At 70.7% G+C, this 20,491-nt stretch carries 18 protein-coding genes; 4 read left to right on the forward strand and 14 right to left on the reverse strand.

Going from position 1 to position 20,491, the window contains the following annotated elements:
* Positions 1-858: 858 nt before the first annotated feature.
* Both gmk and G4D87_RS13360 read right to left on the reverse strand, forming a co-directional pair.
* The gene (gmk, locus tag G4D87_RS13355) at positions 859-1,488 is read right to left on the reverse strand and encodes a guanylate kinase (RefSeq protein WP_163782444.1); all 630 of its coding nucleotides are present in this window, start codon (positions 1,486-1,488) and stop codon (positions 859-861) included.
* A complete protein-coding gene (locus G4D87_RS13360) occupies positions 1,485-2,363 on the reverse strand; it encodes a YicC/YloC family endoribonuclease (RefSeq protein WP_163782445.1) in 879 nt (292 codons plus the stop codon). The genes gmk and G4D87_RS13360 overlap by 4 nt, the downstream gene beginning before the upstream one ends.
* An 84-nt stretch (positions 2,364-2,447) precedes the next feature.
* Between G4D87_RS13360 and G4D87_RS13365 the strand changes: the two genes are divergently transcribed.
* A complete protein-coding gene (locus G4D87_RS13365; protein ID WP_163782446.1) occupies positions 2,448-3,542 on the forward strand; it encodes a glycosyltransferase family 9 protein in 1,095 nt (364 codons plus the stop codon).
* Between the two features lie 196 nt (positions 3,543-3,738).
* Here G4D87_RS13365 and G4D87_RS13370 read toward each other — a convergent pair whose 3' ends face one another.
* Genes G4D87_RS13370 through G4D87_RS13410 form a run of 9 tightly spaced genes read right to left on the reverse strand, consistent with a single transcriptional unit; the run spans position 3,739 to position 14,568 of the window.
* The gene (locus G4D87_RS13370; RefSeq protein WP_163782447.1) at positions 3,739-4,227 is read right to left on the reverse strand and encodes an adenylyltransferase/cytidyltransferase family protein; all 489 of its coding nucleotides are present in this window, start codon (positions 4,225-4,227) and stop codon (positions 3,739-3,741) included.
* Positions 4,224-5,237 (reverse strand): bifunctional heptose 7-phosphate kinase/heptose 1-phosphate adenyltransferase, encoded by a 1,014-nt coding sequence (locus tag G4D87_RS13375; protein ID WP_240358244.1) that lies wholly within the window; start codon positions 5,235-5,237, stop codon positions 4,224-4,226. The genes G4D87_RS13370 and G4D87_RS13375 overlap by 4 nt, the downstream gene beginning before the upstream one ends.
* A 31-nt stretch (positions 5,238-5,268) precedes the next feature.
* Positions 5,269-6,393, reverse strand: coding sequence for a tetraacyldisaccharide 4'-kinase (gene lpxK / locus G4D87_RS13380; protein WP_163782448.1), 1,125 nt, complete (start codon positions 6,391-6,393; stop codon positions 5,269-5,271).
* A complete protein-coding gene (locus tag G4D87_RS13385) occupies positions 6,390-7,418 on the reverse strand; it encodes a glycosyltransferase (protein WP_163782449.1) in 1,029 nt (342 codons plus the stop codon). Before G4D87_RS13385 ends, lpxK begins: the two co-directional genes overlap by 4 nt.
* Positions 7,419-7,422: 4 nt before the next feature.
* Positions 7,423-8,430, reverse strand: a complete 1,008-nt coding sequence (locus G4D87_RS13390) for a glycosyltransferase family 4 protein (protein ID WP_163782450.1) — start codon at positions 8,428-8,430, stop codon at positions 7,423-7,425.
* Positions 8,427-9,710 carry a 3-deoxy-D-manno-octulosonic acid transferase gene (locus G4D87_RS13395; RefSeq protein ID WP_163782451.1) on the reverse strand — a complete coding sequence of 428 codons (1,284 nt, stop codon included), beginning with the start codon at positions 9,708-9,710 and terminating at the stop codon, positions 8,427-8,429. The genes G4D87_RS13390 and G4D87_RS13395 overlap by 4 nt, the downstream gene beginning before the upstream one ends.
* A gap of 21 nt (positions 9,711-9,731) precedes the next feature.
* Entirely contained in the window at positions 9,732-10,892 is a 1,161-nt protein-coding gene (locus G4D87_RS13400; RefSeq protein ID WP_205507570.1) for a PHP domain-containing protein, read from the reverse strand.
* Positions 10,893-10,897: 5 nt separating this feature from the next.
* Positions 10,898-12,682, reverse strand: coding sequence for an ABC transporter ATP-binding protein (locus tag G4D87_RS13405; RefSeq protein WP_163782452.1), 1,785 nt, complete (start codon positions 12,680-12,682; stop codon positions 10,898-10,900).
* A 2-nt stretch (positions 12,683-12,684) separates the two neighbouring features.
* The gene (locus tag G4D87_RS13410) at positions 12,685-14,568 is read right to left on the reverse strand and encodes a DUF4388 domain-containing protein (protein ID WP_163782453.1); all 1,884 of its coding nucleotides are present in this window, start codon (positions 14,566-14,568) and stop codon (positions 12,685-12,687) included.
* Between the two features lie 59 nt (positions 14,569-14,627).
* On the opposite strand from G4D87_RS13410, the gene lpxB reads away from it, so the two are divergent.
* Genes lpxB through G4D87_RS13425 form a run of 3 tightly spaced genes read left to right on the forward strand, consistent with a single transcriptional unit; the run spans position 14,628 to position 17,140 of the window.
* On the forward strand, positions 14,628-15,779 hold the full coding sequence (lpxB, locus tag G4D87_RS13415) for a lipid-A-disaccharide synthase (protein ID WP_163782454.1): 1,152 nt from the start codon (positions 14,628-14,630) through the stop codon (positions 15,777-15,779).
* Positions 15,780-15,796: 17 nt separating this feature from the next.
* Positions 15,797-16,501, forward strand: a complete 705-nt coding sequence (locus tag G4D87_RS13420; RefSeq protein ID WP_163782455.1) for a polyprenol monophosphomannose synthase — start codon at positions 15,797-15,799, stop codon at positions 16,499-16,501.
* A gap of 12 nt (positions 16,502-16,513) precedes the next feature.
* Positions 16,514-17,140 (forward strand): MarC family protein, encoded by a 627-nt coding sequence (locus tag G4D87_RS13425; protein WP_163782456.1) that lies wholly within the window; start codon positions 16,514-16,516, stop codon positions 17,138-17,140.
* Here G4D87_RS13425 and G4D87_RS13430 read toward each other — a convergent pair.
* From G4D87_RS13430 to G4D87_RS13440, 3 genes are all read right to left on the reverse strand, one after another.
* Positions 17,133-17,600, reverse strand: a complete 468-nt coding sequence (locus tag G4D87_RS13430) for a hypothetical protein (RefSeq protein WP_163782457.1) — start codon at positions 17,598-17,600, stop codon at positions 17,133-17,135. The two genes, G4D87_RS13425 and G4D87_RS13430, sit on opposite strands and share 8 nt — an antisense overlap.
* Positions 17,601-17,629: 29 nt before the next feature.
* Positions 17,630-18,652, reverse strand: coding sequence for an OmpA family protein (locus G4D87_RS13435; RefSeq protein ID WP_240358245.1), 1,023 nt, complete (start codon positions 18,650-18,652; stop codon positions 17,630-17,632).
* A gap of 191 nt (positions 18,653-18,843) precedes the next feature.
* Positions 18,844-20,208 (reverse strand): sigma 54-interacting transcriptional regulator, encoded by a 1,365-nt coding sequence (locus G4D87_RS13440; protein WP_163782459.1) that lies wholly within the window; start codon positions 20,206-20,208, stop codon positions 18,844-18,846.
* Between the last annotated feature and the right edge of the window lie 283 nt (positions 20,209-20,491).

Genomic DNA, 20,491 nt, shown 5'->3' on the forward strand with positions numbered 1-20,491 from the left:
GAACCTGAAACTCGCTGATTCGTTTCCAGTGCTGCCGGCTGCGCTTCTCAGCGCGACCTGGCTGGCACCGTCTTAAGAAATTGACTGCGGTTTCCGCAATCTAGCTTCTTCTTGGGCTTGCTATTTGGTTTTCAAAGACCGAGTCGCTTGTGATTCCCGCGACTTCTTGCTACCGTCTTCTTCGTTGCTGCCTCGCCGTCTTTTCGTCCGGCGGGGCGTCAGCTTCTATTTCAGTCCGGCGTCTTTTATCAAGCTGCTTTTTCGCCGTCCTGCTGGCTTCCGGAGTCCTCAGCGCCGCCCAGTGGCTTCCGCTGTTCTCTTCCGGAGGGGCGCGGCTTCTACCGCCTTGCCGCCCTCCCTGTCAACCGCTGCTCTTTGTTGACTCCCTCGACTCGTCCGCCCTTTCCTCCGGGCTTCTTCGTCGGGGGCGCGGCTTCTACCATCACCGCGTTTCCTGTCAACCCGCTGCGTTGACTGCCGTATTCCGTATTTTCGTACTGACTCGCTCGAAGTGCCTTCCGCGCCAGCGCGCGGGCTTCTTTGCGAGGGGCGCGGCTTCTATCACCGCCGCGCTTCCTGTCAACCGTTCGAGCGTCTCACTCCCGACGACCGACCGACCACCCCAGCTCCATCTCCCGTTGAGACGGCTACCCACTCACCTGCCACCCGCCCACTGGTTCACTGCACCTCAACACCCACGCGCCTGGTTCCGCTCCCAATGGAGACGGGACATGTGGGTGACTGCTACCCGACGGACGCCTGTGTGACGCCCGCGCAACGCGGCGAGGTGTGGTCGCTTATCCATCAAGCGATCGGGCTGCGCAAGAAGTTTGATTCCGAACACTTCCGCCGCGGCGGTCAGGCGCCGATTCCCAGGCCCAGCTTCGACACGTCCACGCGTCCGCGCCGACAACGCTCCGCGACCACCACCGAGCGCAGCTCGCCGTAGGCACGCTCGATGTCGTCATTCACGACGACGTAATCATAGGACGCGATGCCCCGCTCGATCTCCGAACGAGCCGCCAGCATCCTGCGCCGGATGGTTTCGTCGGAGTCCGTCTGACGATCCCTCAGGCGCCGTTCCAGCTCCTCCATGGAGGGCGGCAGCACGAAGATGGTCACCGCATCCGGGTGCTTGCGCTTGATGGCCTGACCGCCCTGCACGTCGATGTCGAAGATGGCCGCGCTCTTGCGGGCACGCGCCTCGTCCACCACCGACTGGGGGCTTCCATAGAAGTGGCCGTGGACCTCCGCCCACTCCACGAACTCGCCGCGCTCGATCTTCGACTGGAAGGTCGCGACGTCGACGAAGTTGTAGTCCACCCCCTCGCGCTCCTTCCCCCGAGGCCTTCGGGTGGTGACGCTGATGGAGAACACTGCATCCGGCGTCTCCTTGAGGAGCCGGTGCGCAAGGGTGGTCTTCCCCGCCCCGGAAGGAGCGGAGAGCACGAGCAACAAGCCAGGCGAGAGCACGGTATTCTCGTTCATTCGACGTTCTGCACCTGTTCGCGGATGCGCTCGACCTCGGCCTTCATGGCCACCACGCGCACGGAAAGCTCGGCGTGCTGGCTCTTGGAGCCGGTCGTGTTCACCTCGCGGTGCATCTCCTGCACGAGGAAATCCATTCGGCGGCCAGCGGGCTCGTTGCTGGCCATGAGGGCCCGGAACTGCTCCAGGTGGCTCGCCAGGCGAGTCACTTCCTCGGCGATGTCCGTGCGCTCGGCGAAGAGCGCCACTTCCTGGGCCAGCCGCTGCGGGTCCACCGCGACGCCGCTCGCGAGCTCGGCGATCCGGTCGGTGAGCCGCTGCTGGTACTCCTGCACGGCCTTCGGAGCGAGTTGAGCCACCTCCTTGCTCCACCCTTCCAGCAGCTTCACCCGGGCATCCAGGTCCGCATAGATGGCCTCACCCTCGACCTGGCGCATCTTCTCCAGCGCCGTGAGCGCCTGGTCCAGGGCCGCCTGGAGCGCCTGGGAGGCGGAGTCCAGCTCCACGCCCTTCTCTTCCAGGCGGACCACGCCGGGCTGGTTCGCCACCTGCGACCAGGCGACGTCCCCCGGGAGTCCCAGCTCGCCAGCCAGCTCCCGGAACGCGCGCACGTACTCCCGCGCCAATCCGAGGTCCACGGTGGGGACCGTCCCCGACGAGGTGGGGGCCTGCCGCTTCACCAGCAACTCCACCGAGCCTCGGGCAAGCCGGTCCTTCACCTGCTTGGACACCAGCGGCTCCTGGGACGACAGCTCCCGAGGAAGCCGAACCTTCACTTCACAGAACTTGTGGTTGAGCGAGCGCAGCTCCACGGAGACTTCTTCGTCCCCCACGCGCGCGCGGCCCGCGCCAAACCCCGTCATGCTCTTCAACATTGGGCGGTTGCTAGGGGCTTTCGGGTCCGAGGTCAAGCCGCGCGCTTGCACCGCCTCCAGTTCTGTGTAGGGTCCCGCCGCGAGATGTCCTGGCACAAGCGGCTCGAATCATGGGCGAAGCTGGCACTGGCGCTCGTGGCGTCCGCCCTGCTGTGGCGCCCGGGCCGCCGGCGGCGTCCTGGCCCCCCCCTTCCCGCTCCTCGAAAGGTGCTGCTCGTGCGGCCCGACAACCGCGTGGGCGAGGCGCTCCTCACCACGCCGTTGATGCGGACCCTCAAGGCGCACCTCCACCCCGTGCCCGAGGTCCACGTCCTGGTGCACGCGAAGGTCGCTCGAGTCCTGAACGGGCACCCGGACGCGGACGTCATCATTCCCTTCGACCGGCGCAGAATCTGGATGGGGCCCCTGGCGCCTGGCATCGCCGCGCTGCGACGCGCCCGGTATGACGTCGTGGTCGACTGCGCCAACTGGGAGTCGCCCTCGGTCACGAGCGCGCTCGTGTCCCGGCTCGCGGGCCCCGAGGCTGTCGTCATCGGGCCCGACCTCTGGCCAGTGTCCCGCCTGCACTCCCTGCCCGTCCCCGCTCGCACGGACACGCGGAACGAAGCTGTTCAACGGACGCACCTGCTCACCCCACTCACGAACGGCGCGGTGGCGCGCGGCCTGTCCTTCCGCGAGCCCACCGTGGGGTCGGCCATCCGCGCCTATCTGGACGCCCTGGCCGGGAAGCCCTTCGCGGTCATCAATCCCGGTGGGCGGCTGGGACCTCGGCGGATTCCACCCGCGGCCTTCGCCGCCGCGGCTCGGGCACTGGTGGCGCTGGGGCGTACCCCCATCGTCACCTGGGGCCCTGGGGAAGAAGCGCTGGCACGCGGGGTGGTGGAGGCCGCCCCTGGCGCCGAGCTCGCGCCCGCGAGCAACCTGGACGAGCTGGCCGCCCTGATGCGCGCGGCCGGCTTCACCCTCTGCAACAACACCGGCCCCATGCACCTGTCCGTCGCGGTGGGCGCCCCCACGCTGGCCTTCTTCCTGCGGATGGACATGGAGCGCTGGGGCCATGCGTACGCGCCCCACCGCATGGTGGACCTCACCCCCCTGGTCGATGGTGCCGGGGGGCAGGGGTTGGAGGAGCGGGCCGCTGAAGAGGTCCGGGCGTTCGCGGCGAGCCTCCCCTCCTGAGGATTCACGTCCCGGACACGGGAGGCTCCACCACCGCGTGTTCGGGCGTCAGCCTGGGGATTCCCTCTTCCACGGGCCAGCTCAGGCGGCACGGCTCGCAGGAGACTCGAGCTGGAGCCGCCCGCGCCTGAAGCGGTGCCTTGCAGTGCGGGCAGCCCAGGACGGCCCACACCTCCGCGGCAATCCATGACACCGGCTAACCCGTGCCCTCGCGGCCCAGCCGCCGGGCTAGGTCCGTGGTGCTGTGGTCCTTCGGGTCTCCGGAGACGGCCGTTCGCCCGCCATAGGCGCGGACCTCATCGGCCTCGGGGATGCTGTCCGGGGTGTAGTCCGTGCCCTTCACGTGCACGTCCGGCTTCAACGCCCGGATGATGACGCGAACATTGGACTCGTCGAAGACGATGACCCGGTCCGTGCAGGCCAGCGCCGCGACGAGCTCCGCCCGCTCGCCCTCGGGGATGTAGGGCCGGCCGGGCCCCTTGTAGGCCCGGGTGGAAGCGTCCGAGTTCACCGCCACCACGAGGACATCCGCCAGGGCCCTGGCCCCTTCCAGGTAGCGGACGTGTCCCACGTGCAGCAGGTCGAAGACGCCATTGGCCAGCGCCACCGTGCGTCCTTCGGCCCGCCAGCGCTCGCGCTCCTCCGCCACCTTCGCGAGCGATTGGATTTTCTCGAGGGTGCTCATCTCGCGCTCCGAAGCTCTTCGAGCAGCTCATCGCGAGACACCGTCGCGGTGCCCGGCTTCTGCACCACCAACGCGCCCGCCACGTTCGCCAGCCGCGCCGCATCGCCGAGCGAGGCCTTCGCGGCCAGCGCCAGGGCGAACGTCGCAATCACCGTGTCTCCCGCGCCCGTCACATCCACCGCCGACTTCGCGCCATGGACGGGGATGAAGTCCACGCCCCCGTCCGCATCGAAGAGCGCCATGCCATGGCGGCCTCGCGTCACCAGGAGCGCGCGGCACGCCAGTCGCTTCAACGCGGCGTGCCCCGCCTCCAGCATGTCCTCCTGGCTCCGAACGGGGCGCCCCGCGAGCGCCTCCAGCTCCGGCTCGTTGGGCTTGCAGACCGTGAGCCCCGAGAAGGAGGACAGGGCATAGCGGCTGTCCACACACACGGGCAGGCCGTCCGCGGCCAGGCGACGCAGCACCTCGCGCACCTCGTCCCCCAGCACACCCGCGCCGTAGTCGGACACCACCACCGCGTCCGCGTCCTGGGCGGAGCGTTCGACCTGCCGCGCCAGCGCCTTGCGCATCTTCGGGGGGAGCGCGCCTCGCTGCCCCCGGTCCAGCCGCAACATCTGCTGCCGTGTGGTGCTCACCCCACCGGCCAGGATGCGCGTCTTCGTCTCCGTCTCGATGCCCCGGCCGCTCACCGCGTCCAGTTGGATGCCTGACTCGGCGCAGAGGCGGCGCAGCTCCTTGCCCATTTCATCCTGGCCCAGCGCGCCGACCGCGGAGACCTGCCCGGAGAGGGCTCGCACGTTGGCCGCCACGTTGGCGCCGCCTCCGAGCTTCACCTCCGCGGACTCGTAGCGGACGATGAGCACGGGCGCCTCCCGGCTCACCCGGTCCGTCTGTCCGTAGATGTAGTGGTCGGCGACGAGGTCGCCCACCAGCAACACCTTGCGGCGGGCAAACGCGTGCGGCAGGCGGGCGAGCGACGGCATCGAACGAGCGGGCGAGACTGCGGCCATGGCGGCGGTTTGTCCCACAGGCGTCCCCACCTCACAAGCCGCGCGGTGCATCCTCCAACCCAAGCGCCCGCCGCAGATGGGACTCGCCTTCCAGTATCTCGACACCCAGGCGGACCACCCAGGCCTCGAAGCCCGGCGGCAGACGCACCGCGTCCTTTTCCGTCGTCACCACCCGGGCGCCCTGCCGTGCCGCTCGCGCCTGGACGTCGCGCAGCGCGTCCGCCGTGAAGCGGTGGTGGTCCGGGAACAACGCGGCGTCGCGCACGTCCGTCCCGAGGGCCTGCAGGGTCTTCAGGAAGCCCCCCGGCCGGGCAAGGCCCGCCAGCGCGAATACCGGCTGGCCCGTGAGCGCTGGCACGGGATGAAGGTTGCCCTCCGGGTCCACCCAGGCCGTGGGCCGATAGCGCGTCCTCACCCTGGGAATCCCCGCGCTCGAGGGCCCCCCCCCGCCGAGCGTGTCCTCGGCCTTCGTGAGAGGGAGCACAGCGGATTCCGCCGCCGTGGCGGACGCCCTCAGCCAGAAAAGCGTCGCGCGGCGGAGTGACGCAGGGGGCTCACGCAGCGGCCCTCGTGGAAGCATGTGGCCGTTGCCCAGCCCCACGGACTCATCCACGACCACGAAGTCCTCATCTCGCGCGAGGCGGCGGTGCTGGAACCCATCGTCCAGCAGCACCGTGTCCAGGCCGAACTCGTCCCGCGCGCGGTAGGCACTGGAGACCCGGTCCGAGCCCACGAAGAGCCGGACCTGGGGACAGCGACGCGCCAGCAGGAGCGGCTCATCGCCCGCGAGCTCCGAGGAAGGCAGCGGCTCCGTCCCGACGAAGGTCAGCGGCTCACGCGAGACACGGCCATACCCGCGCGTCAGGATGCCCACCTTGCGGCCCGCCTGGACCAACTGCTCCGCCAGGTGGAGCACCGCGGGCGTCTTTCCCGTGCCCCCCACGTTGACGTTGCCCACGGAGATGACCTTGAGCCCCTCCACCCGCTCCGCGCGCAGCAGTCCCGCGTCGTAGAACGCCCCTCGCACGTGCACGGCGGCCGCATACGTCCACGACAGCAACGTGAGCGGCGACAGCAGGGCACGGCGGCCCCAGGGCTCCGGCGAAGACGGGTAGAACACCCGCTCGATGGCGGTGGGGGCCTCCGGAGACGTCACGGGGCGCGCCTCGCTCGTGCGTAGAGCGCGAGGACCTCCGCGGCAATCTGCTCGTTCGTCGGGTGGCGCACGGGTGCCCGCTGGGCGGACAGTGCCGCGGTGACCACGGCTTCGGGCGTCGGAGTCTCCACCCGTGCATCAGCGAGGTCCGGCAGGGCGCCTTCGTCCACCGCCACCACGCGGACTCCGCATGCACGGGCCTGGGCCGCCGCGCGGGCACTCCAGTCATTGCCCAGCCCGAGCAGCCAGACCTCATCCAGCGCTCGAAGCCACCGCGCGAAGGCGTCCCCTTGTTGGTAGCCCGCGAACGTGACGGCATCCGTCAGTCCCAAGCCCTGGACCTGCTTGCGCGTCTGCTCCAGCAGGCCGCCGTCCCCCACGAGCACCAGACGCGCCCCGGGACGCTGCTGCCGATACAGGGCAAAGGCGTCCACCCCCACCGCGTGCCGGCGTGAAGGCTGGAACGTGGAGACCATTCCGATGATGGGGGTGCCTTCGAGCCCGAGCTCTGCTCGAAGCGACCGCGCGTCCGGCGCGGGATGGAACCGGGCGTCCACCAGCGCTGGCAGGACCTGGGCCGTCGCGCCCTTCTCCAACAGGCGGGGAAGCAGGGCGCTCGCCGGGACGGTGTAGGCGTCCGCGGCCGGGAGCGAGGAGCGCAATGAGCGCGGGGCGTGCAGCGAGCGCACCAGGATGGCCCCCGAAGGCCGTCCCCACCTCGCCAGCAGGTGGTCATGACTGAAGTGCGAGTGCACCACGTCCACCGTCCGCGCCTTCAAGCGGCGCAGGTCGCGCCACATCCGCCAGGGCGGGGACTTCACCGACAGCTCCAGGCCCCCTTCGTCCAGCAGACCGAGCTCCTCGAAGCGCGGAGCCGCGGGCTCCTCGGCCAGCACCTCCTTGCGGCGACGGTCCACCGCCACCGTGACGTCGTGCCCCGCGGCGCGCTGCGCCTGCGCCAGGAGCGCCACGTTCTCGGCCGGGCCGCTGTAGAAGGGACTCGCGAGCAGGTGGAGGATTCGCATCCGGTCAGCGCTCCTCGGTGGCCCGGTACACGTCGGCCAAGGCTCGCGCCTCGTGCTCCACGCCACACCGCCGCCGGGCCTCCTCTGCCGCGTTACGGCCTATCTCCCTGGCGCGCTCGGGCTCCCGCATCAGCATGTCCAGCAGCTCGCGCAGGCCCTGGACGTCTCCGGGCTCGAAGAAGAAGCCCGTGCGGCCGTGCTCGATGAGCGTGTCCAGGTACGGCAGCTTCGAGGCCACCACGCAGCAACCCGAGGCCATGGCCTCCACGTGCACCAGCGAATAACCCTCCGCATACGAGGGGTGCACCAGCACGCTCAGCCCCTGGTACCAGGGCTCGATGACGGACTGCTCGCCGGGTAACGCGATGCGGTCCTCGATGCCCGCCATCTGCTGATTCAGCCAATCCAGGTCCGGCCCCTTCGCGAGCCCGACCAGGACGGGTTGCCAGTCGGGATGCTGGAGCAGCAGCGGGCGGATGGCCTGTACGAAGTCACCCTGCCCCTTCTCCTTCCGGATGCGTCCGATGACGCCGATGCCATGACGCCCTCCCAGGCCGAGCTTGCGCCACGCCGCGTCCCGGTCCTCGGGCGGGTGGAAGCGCGTGAGGTCGATGCCGTGAGAGACGACCGTGGACGGCAGCGCGATGACGTCCGCGACCTGCTTCGTCAACGAGACGAGCGCATCCGCGCCCCTGGCGATGAAGCGGGTGAAGCCACTGGGCGCCATCGAGGTGTGCCGGGTGAAGACGAGGCGAACCTCCCGGCCCAACAGCTTCAGCAGCATGCCCACCAGGAGCTCGTTGTTCCGGTGCGCATGCCACACCACGGGCTCGCGGCGCAGGCGGCGGAGCAGCTCCGGCCAGGTGATTCTGGGCAGCCCCTCACTCAGGCCCGAGCCGATGACGCGCGTCTCAGAACCCGTGTCTCGGACGAGCGCGGGCACCACCGTCTCCACGTGGCGCGTCACGCCCGTGTAGCGGTGGTGGAAATGCGGGTGGACGATGAGCGTCATCGCGGGTCCGGCCTCCCGTGCGGAAACAACGTCGTCATCGCCTCCGCGTTCCTTTCACTGGCGCCCGATATCCGGCCCACCGTCTCCAGCGCCTGGGCACCCAGACTCGCGAGCCGCGAAGGTGACTCGAGCAGCGACACGAGCGCCTGCTCCAAGGCCGCGGCGTCCTGAACCTGGAGCCCGCCCTGCCCCGTCAGCAACGCCACGCTGTCCCGGAAGTTGTCCATGTGCGGCCCGTAGAGCACCGGCTTCCCCTGCCCCGCGGGCTCCAGGATGTTCTGCCCGCCGCGCATCGTGAACGAGCCGCCGACGAAGACCACCGTCGCCAGCCGGTAGGCCCTCGACAGCTCACCGATGGTGTCCAACACCACGACCTGGCCCCGCTCCGGATTGCCCTGCGAGCGCAGCCCCACGCTCAGCCCCGCCTCGCGCGCGAGCGTCACGATTCGCGCCGCCCGGTCCACGTACCGGGGGGCAATCACCAGCCGCAGGTCCGGCCACCGCTTGAGCAGCCGCGTGTAGACGGCCAGGAGTTGCGCTTCCTCGCCCTCGTGCGTGCTGCCGGCAATCCACACCCGCTCACCCGGCGTCAGGCCCAGCGCCGCGCGCAGGCTCTCGTCCTCGGGCACCGGGCCCGCGGCGAGCGCGTCGAACTTCGTGTTCCCCGTCACCTTCACCCAGTCCGGCCTGGCACCGAGCTGCCGCGCGCGGACGGCCTCTTCCTCCTCGCGCATCAGGAGGAGGTCCAAATCCCGCAGCGGGTTGCCGATGAGGCGGAACAGCGTCTGGTACTTCCCCACGTTCGCTGGCGAGAAGCGTCCGTTCGTCATCACCACTCGCGCCCCACCCCGCTTCGCCGCGCGGATGAGGTTGGGCCAGATTTCGGTGTACTCCAGCACCAACACGTCCGGACGGATGGCTCGGACCGCGCGCCGCGTCGCGCCCCAGAGGTCGTAGGGGACGTAGACGACCCCATCGATGTCGTTCGCCAGCCGGCCCTTCGCCATCGCGTAGCCGCTGTCCGTCATGGTCGACAGCACCAGGCGGCAGCCCGGGAAGCGAGCCCGCAGCGGGCCGAACATCGGCGAGAGGGCCAGCAAGTCTCCCGCGCTCGCGCCATGCAGCCAGAGGATGGGCCCGTCCCCGGGAGGCAGGTGGCTGTCCGGGCCATAGAAGCCCAGGCGCTCCATCAGCCCATGGCGCGTCTTCCGGTGCAGTGCGAGCACCGGGAACAGGACTGCGAAGAGCAGGTAGGTGGCGAGGACGTAGAGGACGCGCATGGGCGGCTTTCGCGCCGTCTATCAGATGCCCGGCCCGCGGGGCAGCACGCGCACGGGGCTCGGCACCAGCCAGGGTCGCCATTCCGTCCCGAAGAAGCGCCCGGGAGCCCGCACCCACACCTCCACCTGCGCCACACCCGGCTCGGTCAGCTCGACGGACCGGCCATCCGACTTCAGGCGGGCGCCTCCCCACACCCGCACCTGCACCGACTCCGCGTCGGGCAGCCCTGGGAGCCGGACGGTCAGCATGTCGCCTACATGCGCTTCACGCCGCACAGCGTCCAGCCCCTCCAACGCGAAGCCCCCAGGCTCCCCCAGCGCCCGGAAGGCGCACAGGGCCTGACCACCGCCCAGGGCCCGGCCGACCTGCTTCGCCGCTTCCTCCTCGTCCGGGGGCAATGGGAAGGGCACCTGCGCTGGCGGCAGGTACATGGCCAGGGAATCGAAGACGGCCCGGTACGACGGCAGGCCGTGGGCGTCATGTGCGCAGAACGCCACGCGCGGCCGCTCACGCGACAGTTCCAGGAAGCGGGCCGTGGGCTCCGGCTCCGGTGCGACGAGCAGCATCACGCCATGCACCGGGTTGACCAGTGAGGCCCCCACCGCGGGCACCAGGCGGCTCACCGGGTTGCGCACCGCGTGCCGGAAGAAGGTGTCCGCCGAGTACAGCTCGAAGCCGGGCACCTCCTTCGCGCTCGCCTCGTCCTTCCACGGGTTGCGCTTCTGGACGGGGTGGGCCAGCACCGCCGTGCCTCCCGCCGCCGCCACGGCGCGAACCGCCTCCCCCGGCGGCATCCACGCGCGCACGCCCTCCAGCGGGCGCGACATGCCGAAGGCCACGAGGTGCCCGTCCGACGTCGAAATCTCCACGCCGTGCACCAGCAGCACGCCCTGGACGTAGGTCGGCGCTCGGAGCGCGAAGTCGTTGTGGTCGGTGAGCACCACGAAGTCCAGGCCCGCGGCCCTGGCCGCCGCCGCCACCTTTTCAGGTGTGCCTCGACCGTCCGAGCGCGTGGTGTGGACGTGAAAGGCCCCTCGCGCCCAGCGGGGCGCATCGTCCTTCGGGAGCACCACCGGGTAGCGCGCCACGGACGCCGAGAGCGCGAAGAAGCCCGCGTAGCCCAGGACCAGCAGCACCAACCCCAGGACGGCCCGGAGCCCCTTCCCCGCCACTGCCGTCAGTCGGCTCACGCCGCGCCTCGCTCCGAGGAGCCCTCCGTCTGCATCCTCCACAGCGCCGCATACCGCCCGTCCCGCTTCAGCAGGTCCGTGTGCGAGCCACTCTCGACGACGCGCCCCGCCTCCATCACGTTGAGGACGTCCGCGTTCACCACCGTGGACAGCCGGTGCGCAATCACCAGCGCCGTGCGCCCCGGCAGCACCGCCGCCAGCGCCGCCTGCACCTCGCGCTCGCTCTCCGGGTCGAGGCTGCTGGTCGCCTCGTCCAGCACCAGCACGGGCGCCCGCGCCAGCACCGCGCGGGCGATGCACAGCCGCTGACGCTGGCCGCCGCTGAGCGTCACGCCCCGCTCGCCGATGCGCGTGTCATAGCCTTCGGGCAGCGCGCGGATGAAGCCGTCCGCGTGCGCCACCTTCGCCGCCGCCTCCACCTCTTCCCGCGTGGCGTCCGGCCTCGCGTAGCGCAGGTTGTCCAGCACCGTGCCGTGGAACAGCAGCGGCTCCTGCGTCACCAGCGCGAACTGGGCCCGGACGCTCGTGGCCGTGTACCGGTCCGCGTCCACGCCATCCAGGAAGAGCTGGCCCTTCTGCGGCCGCTCGAAGCGCAGCAGCAGCGACGTCACCGTGCTCTTGCCTCCGCCGCTGCCGCCCACCAGCGCCGTCACCTGCCCTGCCTTCAATTCCAGCGTCAGGCCGTCCAGCGCGGGCCGGTCTCCGTAGGCGAAGCGCACGCCCTCCAACTGGATGCTCCGGGACAGCGGCGGCGCGGGCACCGCGTCCGGCGCGTCCTCCACGGGGTGCTTCATGTCGAGCAGCGCGAAGAGCCGCTCGCCGGCCGCGCCCGCCTGCACCGCGAACTGCGTCACCCGGCCCAGGTCCTTCACCGGCTGGTACACCAGGATGACCGCCGTCAGCAGCGACAGCAGCGCCTCCGGCTCCATCAGCCGCGCGCTCACCGCATACGCCAGCGCGCCCGCCAGCGCCGCCGCGGCCAGCACCTCCATCAGCCCCGGCACCGCGCCCCGCGCCCACGCCGCGCTCACCACCGCCTTCTCATGCGCCTGCGCGAAGGCGGAGAAGCGCGCCAGCTCCGCCTGCTGCCCGTTGAAGGCCTGGATGGTGCGCAGACCGCCCAGCCCTTCGTGGAGCTGCCCCGCCAGGTTGCCGAGCTGCGTCTGGCCTTCCCGCGTCCGCTTGAGCACCTTGCGCGTCAGCTTCGAGGCAGGGAGCGCCGCCAGCGGAATCACCAGCAACATCAGGCCGCCCAGCATCGGGCTCATGGACAGAGCCACCCCCGCCAGGATGATGACCTGGAGGCTGTCGCGCAGGTACGAGCCCACCGTGTACATGGCCGCCGCTTCCACGGCGCTGACGTCCGAGGAGAACCGGCTAAGCAAGTCGCCCATCCGCTCGCGCGCGAGCTGGGCGGGCGACATCGCGGTGAGGCGCTGGAACAGGTCGCGCCGCAGGTCCTTCACCACGCGCTGCGCGAACAGGCCCATGAAATAGAACTGCGCCAGGTACCCCACGCCCTTCGCCGCGCCGACGATGACCATCACCAGCGGGAAGCCCCACAGGGCCGCGTCGCGAGGCAGGTCCGCCAGCCAGGGCACGCGCTGGGCGCTGTCGAACCCTGCTTCACCACCCGACAACAGGAAGCGCAGCGCCGGGCCCGTGAGGTACGCGTACGCGCCCGTCGTCAGTCCCACCGCCGCCATGCCGATGAAGGCGAGCAGGAGCACACCGAAATGCGGGCGCGCATAGCGCAACAACCGCAAGAGAACCGTCCGCATCGCTAGCGCCCCACCTTGCGCAACGCCGCCTTCGCGAGCTGGGAGTACGGGTTGTACTCCAGCACCCGCTGCAGCTTCTTCCGCGCCAGCGGCGCGTCCCCCAGGTCCATGTCGATGATGGCCGAGATGATGTGCAACCGCTCCACGTACGGCCCCAGCGACAGCGCCTTCTTCAGCACCTGCTGCGCCTTCTGCGCCCGCACCACCGGCGCCCCCGTGGGCAGCTGGTACGTGGCCCACGCGAGGTACGCGTAGTACTCCGGCTCGTCCGGGTTGAGCGACACCGCTTCCTCGAAGGACCTCGCCGCCAGCGGGAAGTCACGGCGCTTCAGGGCGGACTCGCCCCGGCGCAGCACGATTTCCGCGTCCACGACCACCGCCGTGTTCCGCCCCACGTCCATCCGGCTGAAGAGGTACTGGAGGTAGGCCTTGCGCTTCTCCTCCACGCTCAGCACCCGGTACGACGCGGACAGGCGGTCCTGCACCGACTCCAGCAGGTCCTTCAGGTCGGAGATGTCGAACTCGGCGTAGGTGTCCGGGTGAAAGCGCATCGCCGTCTCGTGGTAGGCGCGCTCCACCGCCTCCGCGTCCGCCGCGATGTCCAGGCCCAGCCCTCCGAAGTAGCTGCGGGTGATGATGCGCAGCGCTTCCTCGCGCAGCGAGGCCGCTGTCTCGGGCGGCAGGGCCTTGCGCTTGCGCGGGGCGATCCGGTCCGGCAGCACCGCCGCGGACAGCACATCCGTGCCCGTGGCCACGGGCGTCGAGGAGAACGTCACCCCACCCGTCAGCTTCAGGAACCACAGCAGCGAGTACGCCATGCGCAGCTCGCCGCGCCCGTGCGCCAGCAGGTCCTTCAGCGCGATGCGGCCGTTGACCTGCATCGCAATCTTCAGGTCATCCGTGTCCAGCCCCATGGCCTGCAGGTCGCGCCCGAACTCCTGCGAGCGCACCGGGTAGTCCCCCATGTGCGCCCGCAGCGAGGCCGCCATCACCTTCATGGTGAAGCAGCGGCGCGCGCCATCCAGCACCGGCGCCAGCGGCGGAACCTCCACCGACGCGACCTCCGACGTGAAGTCGGCCCCCGCGTAGAAGGCGTAGCGGCCCTCGCGCATCCCCAGCACCCGCTCCACCCGGTCCCGGTTGTAGTCGCGCAGCAGTTGCAGCAGTTCCTCGCCCGCCGCCTCCACGCCCGCGTCCGCGAGCGCCGCGCCGATGCGCAGCCCGGAGTCCAGCGCCTCCGTCACCCGCTGCGCCTGCTGCGGGTTGAGCACGCCGCGGGCGAGCAGGTAGCCAGGCAGCGAGTCCGCCTTCGCCGTGGAGTCGTAGCTCACGGGCCCGCCGCGCAGGAAGTACACGCGCCGGCTCAAGCCCCGGTGCGCCACCACGAGCACGCCGTCCCGGCGCAGCCGGTAGATGGAGTGGAACAGCGCGGGCAGCGGGTGGCCCTTCAGCTCGCCCGAGTTGACGGCGGGCCGGGACAACGTGGCCGCCAGCCCGGTGAGTGGCACCGCCTGCGCCGCGCGCACCAGCGACTCCAGCCGGAGCACCAGCTCGCCCGGCTTGAGGGGGTCCGCCACGTAGGCGTTCACCTTGAGGTCCAGCACCGAGCTCACGCCCCGCGCACGTCCCAGGTGCCCCTTGTCGATGGCGACGATGGGCACCCTGCCGCCCTGGCCGTGGCCTCGGATGAGGTGCACCACGTGGGCGCCTTCCACGCGTGGAAGGTCCACCGACAGCACCACCACGTCCGGGTTGTCCGCCGCGAAGTGCTCCAGCGCCGTCACCGGATCATTCACCGCGCGCACGGTGTACCCAGCCTGGGAGAGCAGGCCTTTCAGGTGCTCGAGCGTGGGGGGGTGGCTCTCGGCGAGCAGAAGCGTCTTCAAGGGGGCCGCAGTCTACACCTTCACCCGCTCCCGCATCAGGTACGATGCGCGCCCCTCCCATGACGAATCCCCCCCGAATCCTCGTCGTCGCCGGCGAGGCGTCAGGCGATACCCACGCCGCCGAGCTCGTCGCCGCCCTCCGGGCCCGCCGCCCCGACCTCACCTTCTTTGGCATGGGCGGTGCCCGCCTGGCCGCCCAGGGAGTGGAGCTGCTCTTCGACGCCCGGGAGGTGTCCGTCATGGGCATCACCGAGGTCCTGCCCCGGATTCCCCGCATCCTTCAGATTCTGAAGGGGCTGGCCGAGGCCTCCGCCGAGCGCAAGCCGGACGTCGCCATCCTGGTGGACATCCCCGACTTCAACCTGCGCCTGGCCAAGAAGCTCAAGGCGCTGGGGGTGCCCGTCGCCTACTACGTGTCGCCCATGATCTGGGCCTGGCGCCGGGGCCGGGTGCGCACCATCAAACGGTTGGTGGACCGGATGCTCTGCATCCTCCCGTTCGAGGAGGACTTCTACCGGGAGGCCGGCGTCAGCGCCCGCTATGTCGGCAGCCCGGTGGTGGAGCAGGTCCCCGCCCCCGACACGGCCACGGCCTTCCGTGAGCGGCTGGGGCTGGTGAAGGACGCCCCCACGCTCGCGCTGCTGCCCGGCAGCCGGATGGGCGAAATCCGCCGCCTGCTCCCCGACATGGTGGCGGCGGCGAAGCGGCTCTCCGCCGAGCGGCCCGGACTCCAGGTCGTCGTCCCCGTCGCGCCCACCATCGACCGGACGGAAATCACGTCCCGCTTCGAGGGCAGCGGCGTGACGCCCATCCTGGTGGAGGGCCGGGCGCCCGAAGTGGTGGGTGCCAGCGACGCCGCGGTGGTGGCCTCCGGTACCGCCGTCCTGGAAGCCGGGCTGATGCAGCGCCCCCTGGTGGTCGTCTACCGCGTGTCGCTCATCACCTACTGGGTGGGCCGGTTGATGCTGAAGGTGGCGTTCGTGTCCCTCATCAACCTGCTGGCGGGCCGGCGCGTCGTCCCCGAGCTGCTCCAGGGGGAGATGACGCCCGAGCGCATCGCCGAGGAGGTCCGCCGCGTCTGGATACCGGGTGCTCCCCGGGAGGAGATGCTCCAGGGGCTGGCGGAGATGCGCGGCCGGCTGGGCGAGACGGGCGCGGCCACCCGGGCGGCGGAGACCGTGCTGGAGCTGCTGCCCCCGGGCCGCGTTTAGGGTATGTCGGCCGGGTCATGAACCCAGCCCTGGTCTGCATCCCCACGTACAACGAGCGGGAAAACATCGAGGCCATCGTCCAGGCGGTGCTGGAGGCCGACCCCCGGGTCGACATCCTCATCGTGGACGACAATTCGCCCGATGGCACAGGGCTGCTCGCGGACGGGCTCGCCGCGCGGGATTCGCGCGTGCGCGTCCTCCACCGCGAGAAGAAGGAGGGCCTGGGCCGCGCCTACCTCGCCGCGTTCCGCTGGGCCCTGGCCGAGCAGTACACGTACATCCTGGAGATGGACGCGGACTTCAGCCACGACCCGCGCTACCTGCCCGGCATCCTGGATGCGGCCGAGGCCGGCGCGGACCTGGTGCTCGGCTCGCGCTACGTCACGGGCGGCGGCACGGTGAACTGGGGTGTGGGGCGGCAGCTCATCAGCCGCGGCGGCAGCCTCTACGCCCGGTCGATTCTGGGCGTGGGCATCCAGGACCTCACCGGCGGCTTCAAGTGCTTCCACCGCCGGGTGCTGGAGGCCATCGAGCTGGACTCGGTGAAGAGCACCGGCTACGCGTTTCAAATCGAGCTGACCTATCGCACGCTGCGCAAGGGCTTCACCGTGCGCGAGGTGCCCATCGTCTTCGAGGACCGGCGCGTGGGTCACTCCAAGATGAGCAAGAAAATCTTCGCCGAGGCTCTCACCATGGTGTGGAAGCTGCGGCTCACGGTGTAGGCACAGGCTGTCATGCCGGAATACGCGTCGCTGTTCCTCGTCTCGCTGTCGGCCATCTTCTTCGTGGTGGACCCCATTGGCGTCGTCCCGCTGTTCCTGGCGATGACGGCCGGGGACACGCAGGAGAAGGTGCGCCGCACCGCCATGCGCGCCTGCCTGGTGGCCTGCGGGATGATGCTGTTCTTCGCCCTCTTCGGCGGCGTCATCTTCAAGGTGTTCGGCGTGTCGCTGGGCGCCTTCCGGGTGGCCGGCGGCATCCTCCTGCTCATCACCGCGCTGGACATGCTCCGCGCCCGCCCGGCGGAGACGCGCACCACGCCGTCCGAGGAACAGGAAGGCGTGGTGAAGGAGGACGTGGCCATCGTCCCCCTCGCCATTCCACTGCTGGCGGGCCCGGGCGCCATCGCCACCGCCATGGTGCTGATGGCCAAGGGCGACTCGCTCGTCTCCGCCATCCCCGTGCTGGCCGCCGTCGTGCTGACGTTCGTGGCCAGCTACTTCATCCTCCGCGCCTCCGGGCTCATCCAGCGCGTGCTGCGCCAGTCCGGCGTGGCCATCGTCGAGCGGGTGATGGGCCTCATCCTGGCCGCCATCGCGGTGCAGTTCATCGCGGACGGTGGCAAGGAGCTGTTCAGGTAGGTCCGGGGATGGCCACCCACTCCGGGCCCCTGCGCTTCAGCAGGCCCTGCGGCTTGCCCTCCAGTGACAGCTCGTCATGGCTGGCCCGGCGCGCGTCGTACGCGTAGCCGTCCTGGACCTCCTGCAGGTACACCACCACCGCGTCGAGCACGTTCTCCTGCACCACCTTGAAGGTGGCGTCACCGCAGCTGGGCGCGTCGCCGGAGAAGAAGCGCTCCAGCATCGCCTCCTCCGGGCGGCGCACGTACACCACCACCGGCGCGGGCTCATCGCGACCGGCCGCGGCGACCTCGCGGACGACCTGGGACGGCACCGGCTCCCGCAGCAGCCGGTGCACGAGCTCACACTTCTCCGCCTCCACGCCCTGACGCTCCGCGACACGCGACGGGTGCGCGCATCCCGTGCTCCCCAGCATCCCCAGCCCGAGCAACGCCCATACCTTCTGGTGGAATCGGTCCATGCGTCTTTTCCTCTCCCTCGGTGACTGCGCTACAGCTTTCGCCACCGCGGAGGGCGAGGCGCGTGCAGAAGCACGGGGTCCTCCACCGCGATGATGTATTCCGCGCGGCGGTTGCCCGCCTCCGCTGTCTCGTCGGGCGTCGCGACGGCCGGGGCCTCTTCTCCCAGCCCTTCGTAGAAAACGGGCACCCGCAGCCCCTTCTTCCGGAAGTAGGCCGCCAGACTCTTCGCCCGCCGGACCGACAGGCCCAGGTTCTCCGCCGCGGCCCCCACGGTGTCCGTGTGGCCCATCACGTAGAGCCGCAGCGACGCGAAGCGCCCGTACTTCGCCAGCGCGTCCACGATGAGAGCGTGGCTCTTGTCCAGCTTGTCCCGCTCCGCCGCCGGAATGTCCGCGCGGCCCGAGGCGAAGTTCACCTCCTCGTGCGGAATGTCCACCTGCCACGGATACAGGTCGACGCCCGTGTAGAACTCCGCCGTGTCGAACGCACGGAGGGAGATCTTCATCACCCGCCCCTCCGCCGCCGGCCACGTCAGCTCCAGGGGCGTCCCCGCCGCCTCTCCCTTGAATGGCACCTCGCCCTCGAAGGCCTTCTTCCCGGTATCCATCAACACCGTCAGCTCCGCGCGCTTCGCGGGCCGGGACAGGACGAAGCGCAGCCGTCGCGCCGCCACGTCCACGTCCTCCTTGCGCACGTCCAGCTTCAGCGCGCCGTAGAGCTCCGTGTCGAAGGACAACGGCATCACGCCGGATTCCGCATCCGGGAAGCGCACCGTGAGCGCTCCCTCGTAGTGGAAACGGCCCTCCGGCTGCTTCAGCTCGATGCGCCGCGTGAGGCCCGGATTCCCGCCGCCCTTCACCTCCACTGACTCCCCGTCGCTGCGCTTCAGCTTCACCTCGAAGCCCGCGATGGGCTCCTCGATGTGGACCAGCAGCGCCGGGAGCTTCTCCCCCAGCACGGCGCGCCCCTCCAGGGAGACTCGAATCGCGTCCGCGAGCGCCGGCATCGGCGAAGACAGAACAAAGGTGAGGAGCAGCAGGCGGGCGTTCATGGCGCGGTGTAGGCCTCGGGCGTCACGGGCCGCGACCAACCGCGGCACGTGTGAGTGGATTCCTCCGCGAGGGTAGGACGAGGTGGCGTGCAGGGAAACGCTCCCCGCGGGGGACGTTGGAGGTGCGACGGTATTCAATCACCCCCCGTCCCAGGGGAGCCCAGCCAGGGGAACGAGGCGTTTGCCCCTCGTCACCCCTCCCCGCTGCCCGCCAGGCCGTGGCGCTCCAGCAGGCGCCGCAGCTGCGTCCGGTGCATGCCGAGCGCCCGGGCCGTGGCGGCGACGTTGCCCCCATGCGCCCGGAGCGCCTCCTCCAGCCGGGCGCGCTCGGCCTCGTCCAACGGCTTGCCCCGGGGCGCCGCCTGCCCGGGCGTTGCCACGGGCGCCACCTGTGGCTCCGCGAGCGGCGGGCCGAACACCGCGCCGGCGGTGGGACTCAGGTGTCTTGCCTCGAGGCGCGGCGCCTCGTGAAGCAGCGCCTCCTGGGCGGCGCTGCGCACCTCCACGCGAAGCTCGCGCACGTTGCCCGGCCAGGCCCTCAACAGGCAGGCCTCGTGGAAGCCCACGTGCACGGGCAGGCGCGCCCCAAGCTCCTCGAGGAAGCGCTCCACCAGGAAGGGCACTTCCTCGGGGCGGCGGCGCAGGGGCGGCAAGCCCGCCTCCGGCCTGCCCAGGCGGAAGTAGAGGTCCTCGCGCATCCGGCCGCTGGCCACCTGCGCGCGCAGGTCCTTGTTTCCGGCGGAGCACACCCGCACGTCCACCTTCCGCGGCTTGGAGCCCCCCAGGGGGAGGACCTCACGCGTCTCCAGCGCGCGCAGCAGCTTGGCCTGCACGGCCAGCTCCAGTTCGGCCACCTCGTCCAGGAACAACGTCCCGCCGTCCGCGGCCTGGAGGTAGCCCTCCGCGTCGTCCGCGCCGGAGAAGGCGCCGCGCCGCGCGCCGAAGAGGAGCCGTTCGGCGAGCCCCTGCGGAATGGCCGCGCAGTTGACGGCCACGAAGGGGCCCGACGCGCGCGGGCCGCGCTCATGGAACGCGCGGGCCACGCCCTCCTTGCCGGTGCCGCTCTCCCCGTGGATGTGCAGCGTGAAGCCGTGCTCCGCCGTGCGCGCGACCTGGTCCAGCAGCCGCTGCATCGCGGGCCCTCGCACGAAGTCGCGCGTCCGGACGACGCCGCGCCGGGCCACCGGCCCCACGTCCGCGCAGGGAATGAAGAGCGAGTCCCCCATGCGGATGACGCGCTGGGCCTCGCGGGGCGTGCCGGCCACCAGGGGCGCCCCGTCCACGAACGTGCCATTCTGGCTGCCCTGGTCGGTGACCCAGAAGCGCTGTCCGTCGTACCGAACCTGCGCGTGGCTGCGAGACATCCGCGGGTCCTGGTCCGTCCCCAACGAAGCGGCGCCCCGCCCCAGCAACAGCTCGCCGTCGAGCGGCAGGGCCACCGCCATCGCGCTCCCCGCGCACAGGACGCGCAGCAGGCCCGGCACCGAGGCCTCGCCGGAGTCCGCCCCTCGCCCCCTGGCGTCGCTCTGCTGCAAGGTCGACCGGTCGTGTTCCATGTGCCTCCATCCTACGCGTGTGTCACGGGCACACGGCACCGTGCCAGCGGGCTGTGCCACCCGGGCCCCCAGCTCCGCGGCGCGCCGCCGTGGCGACTCGTGTACAGGACCGGACCGCCGATGGCATGACCCTGGCTATGACGCGGGGCCAGACCACGGCACCCGCCGTCACTTCGAGGAGACACCTGTGCTCAACACCTTCCCCACCTGGCTCATGGGCCCGCTGCTGCTGGCCGTCGCCGCGGGCTGCACCCTCCCCATCACCGGTGCCAAGCCCCCCGTC

The organism is Myxococcus vastator, from assembly GCF_010894475.1.
GTDB classification, from domain to species: domain Bacteria; phylum Myxococcota; class Myxococcia; order Myxococcales; family Myxococcaceae; genus Myxococcus; species Myxococcus vastator.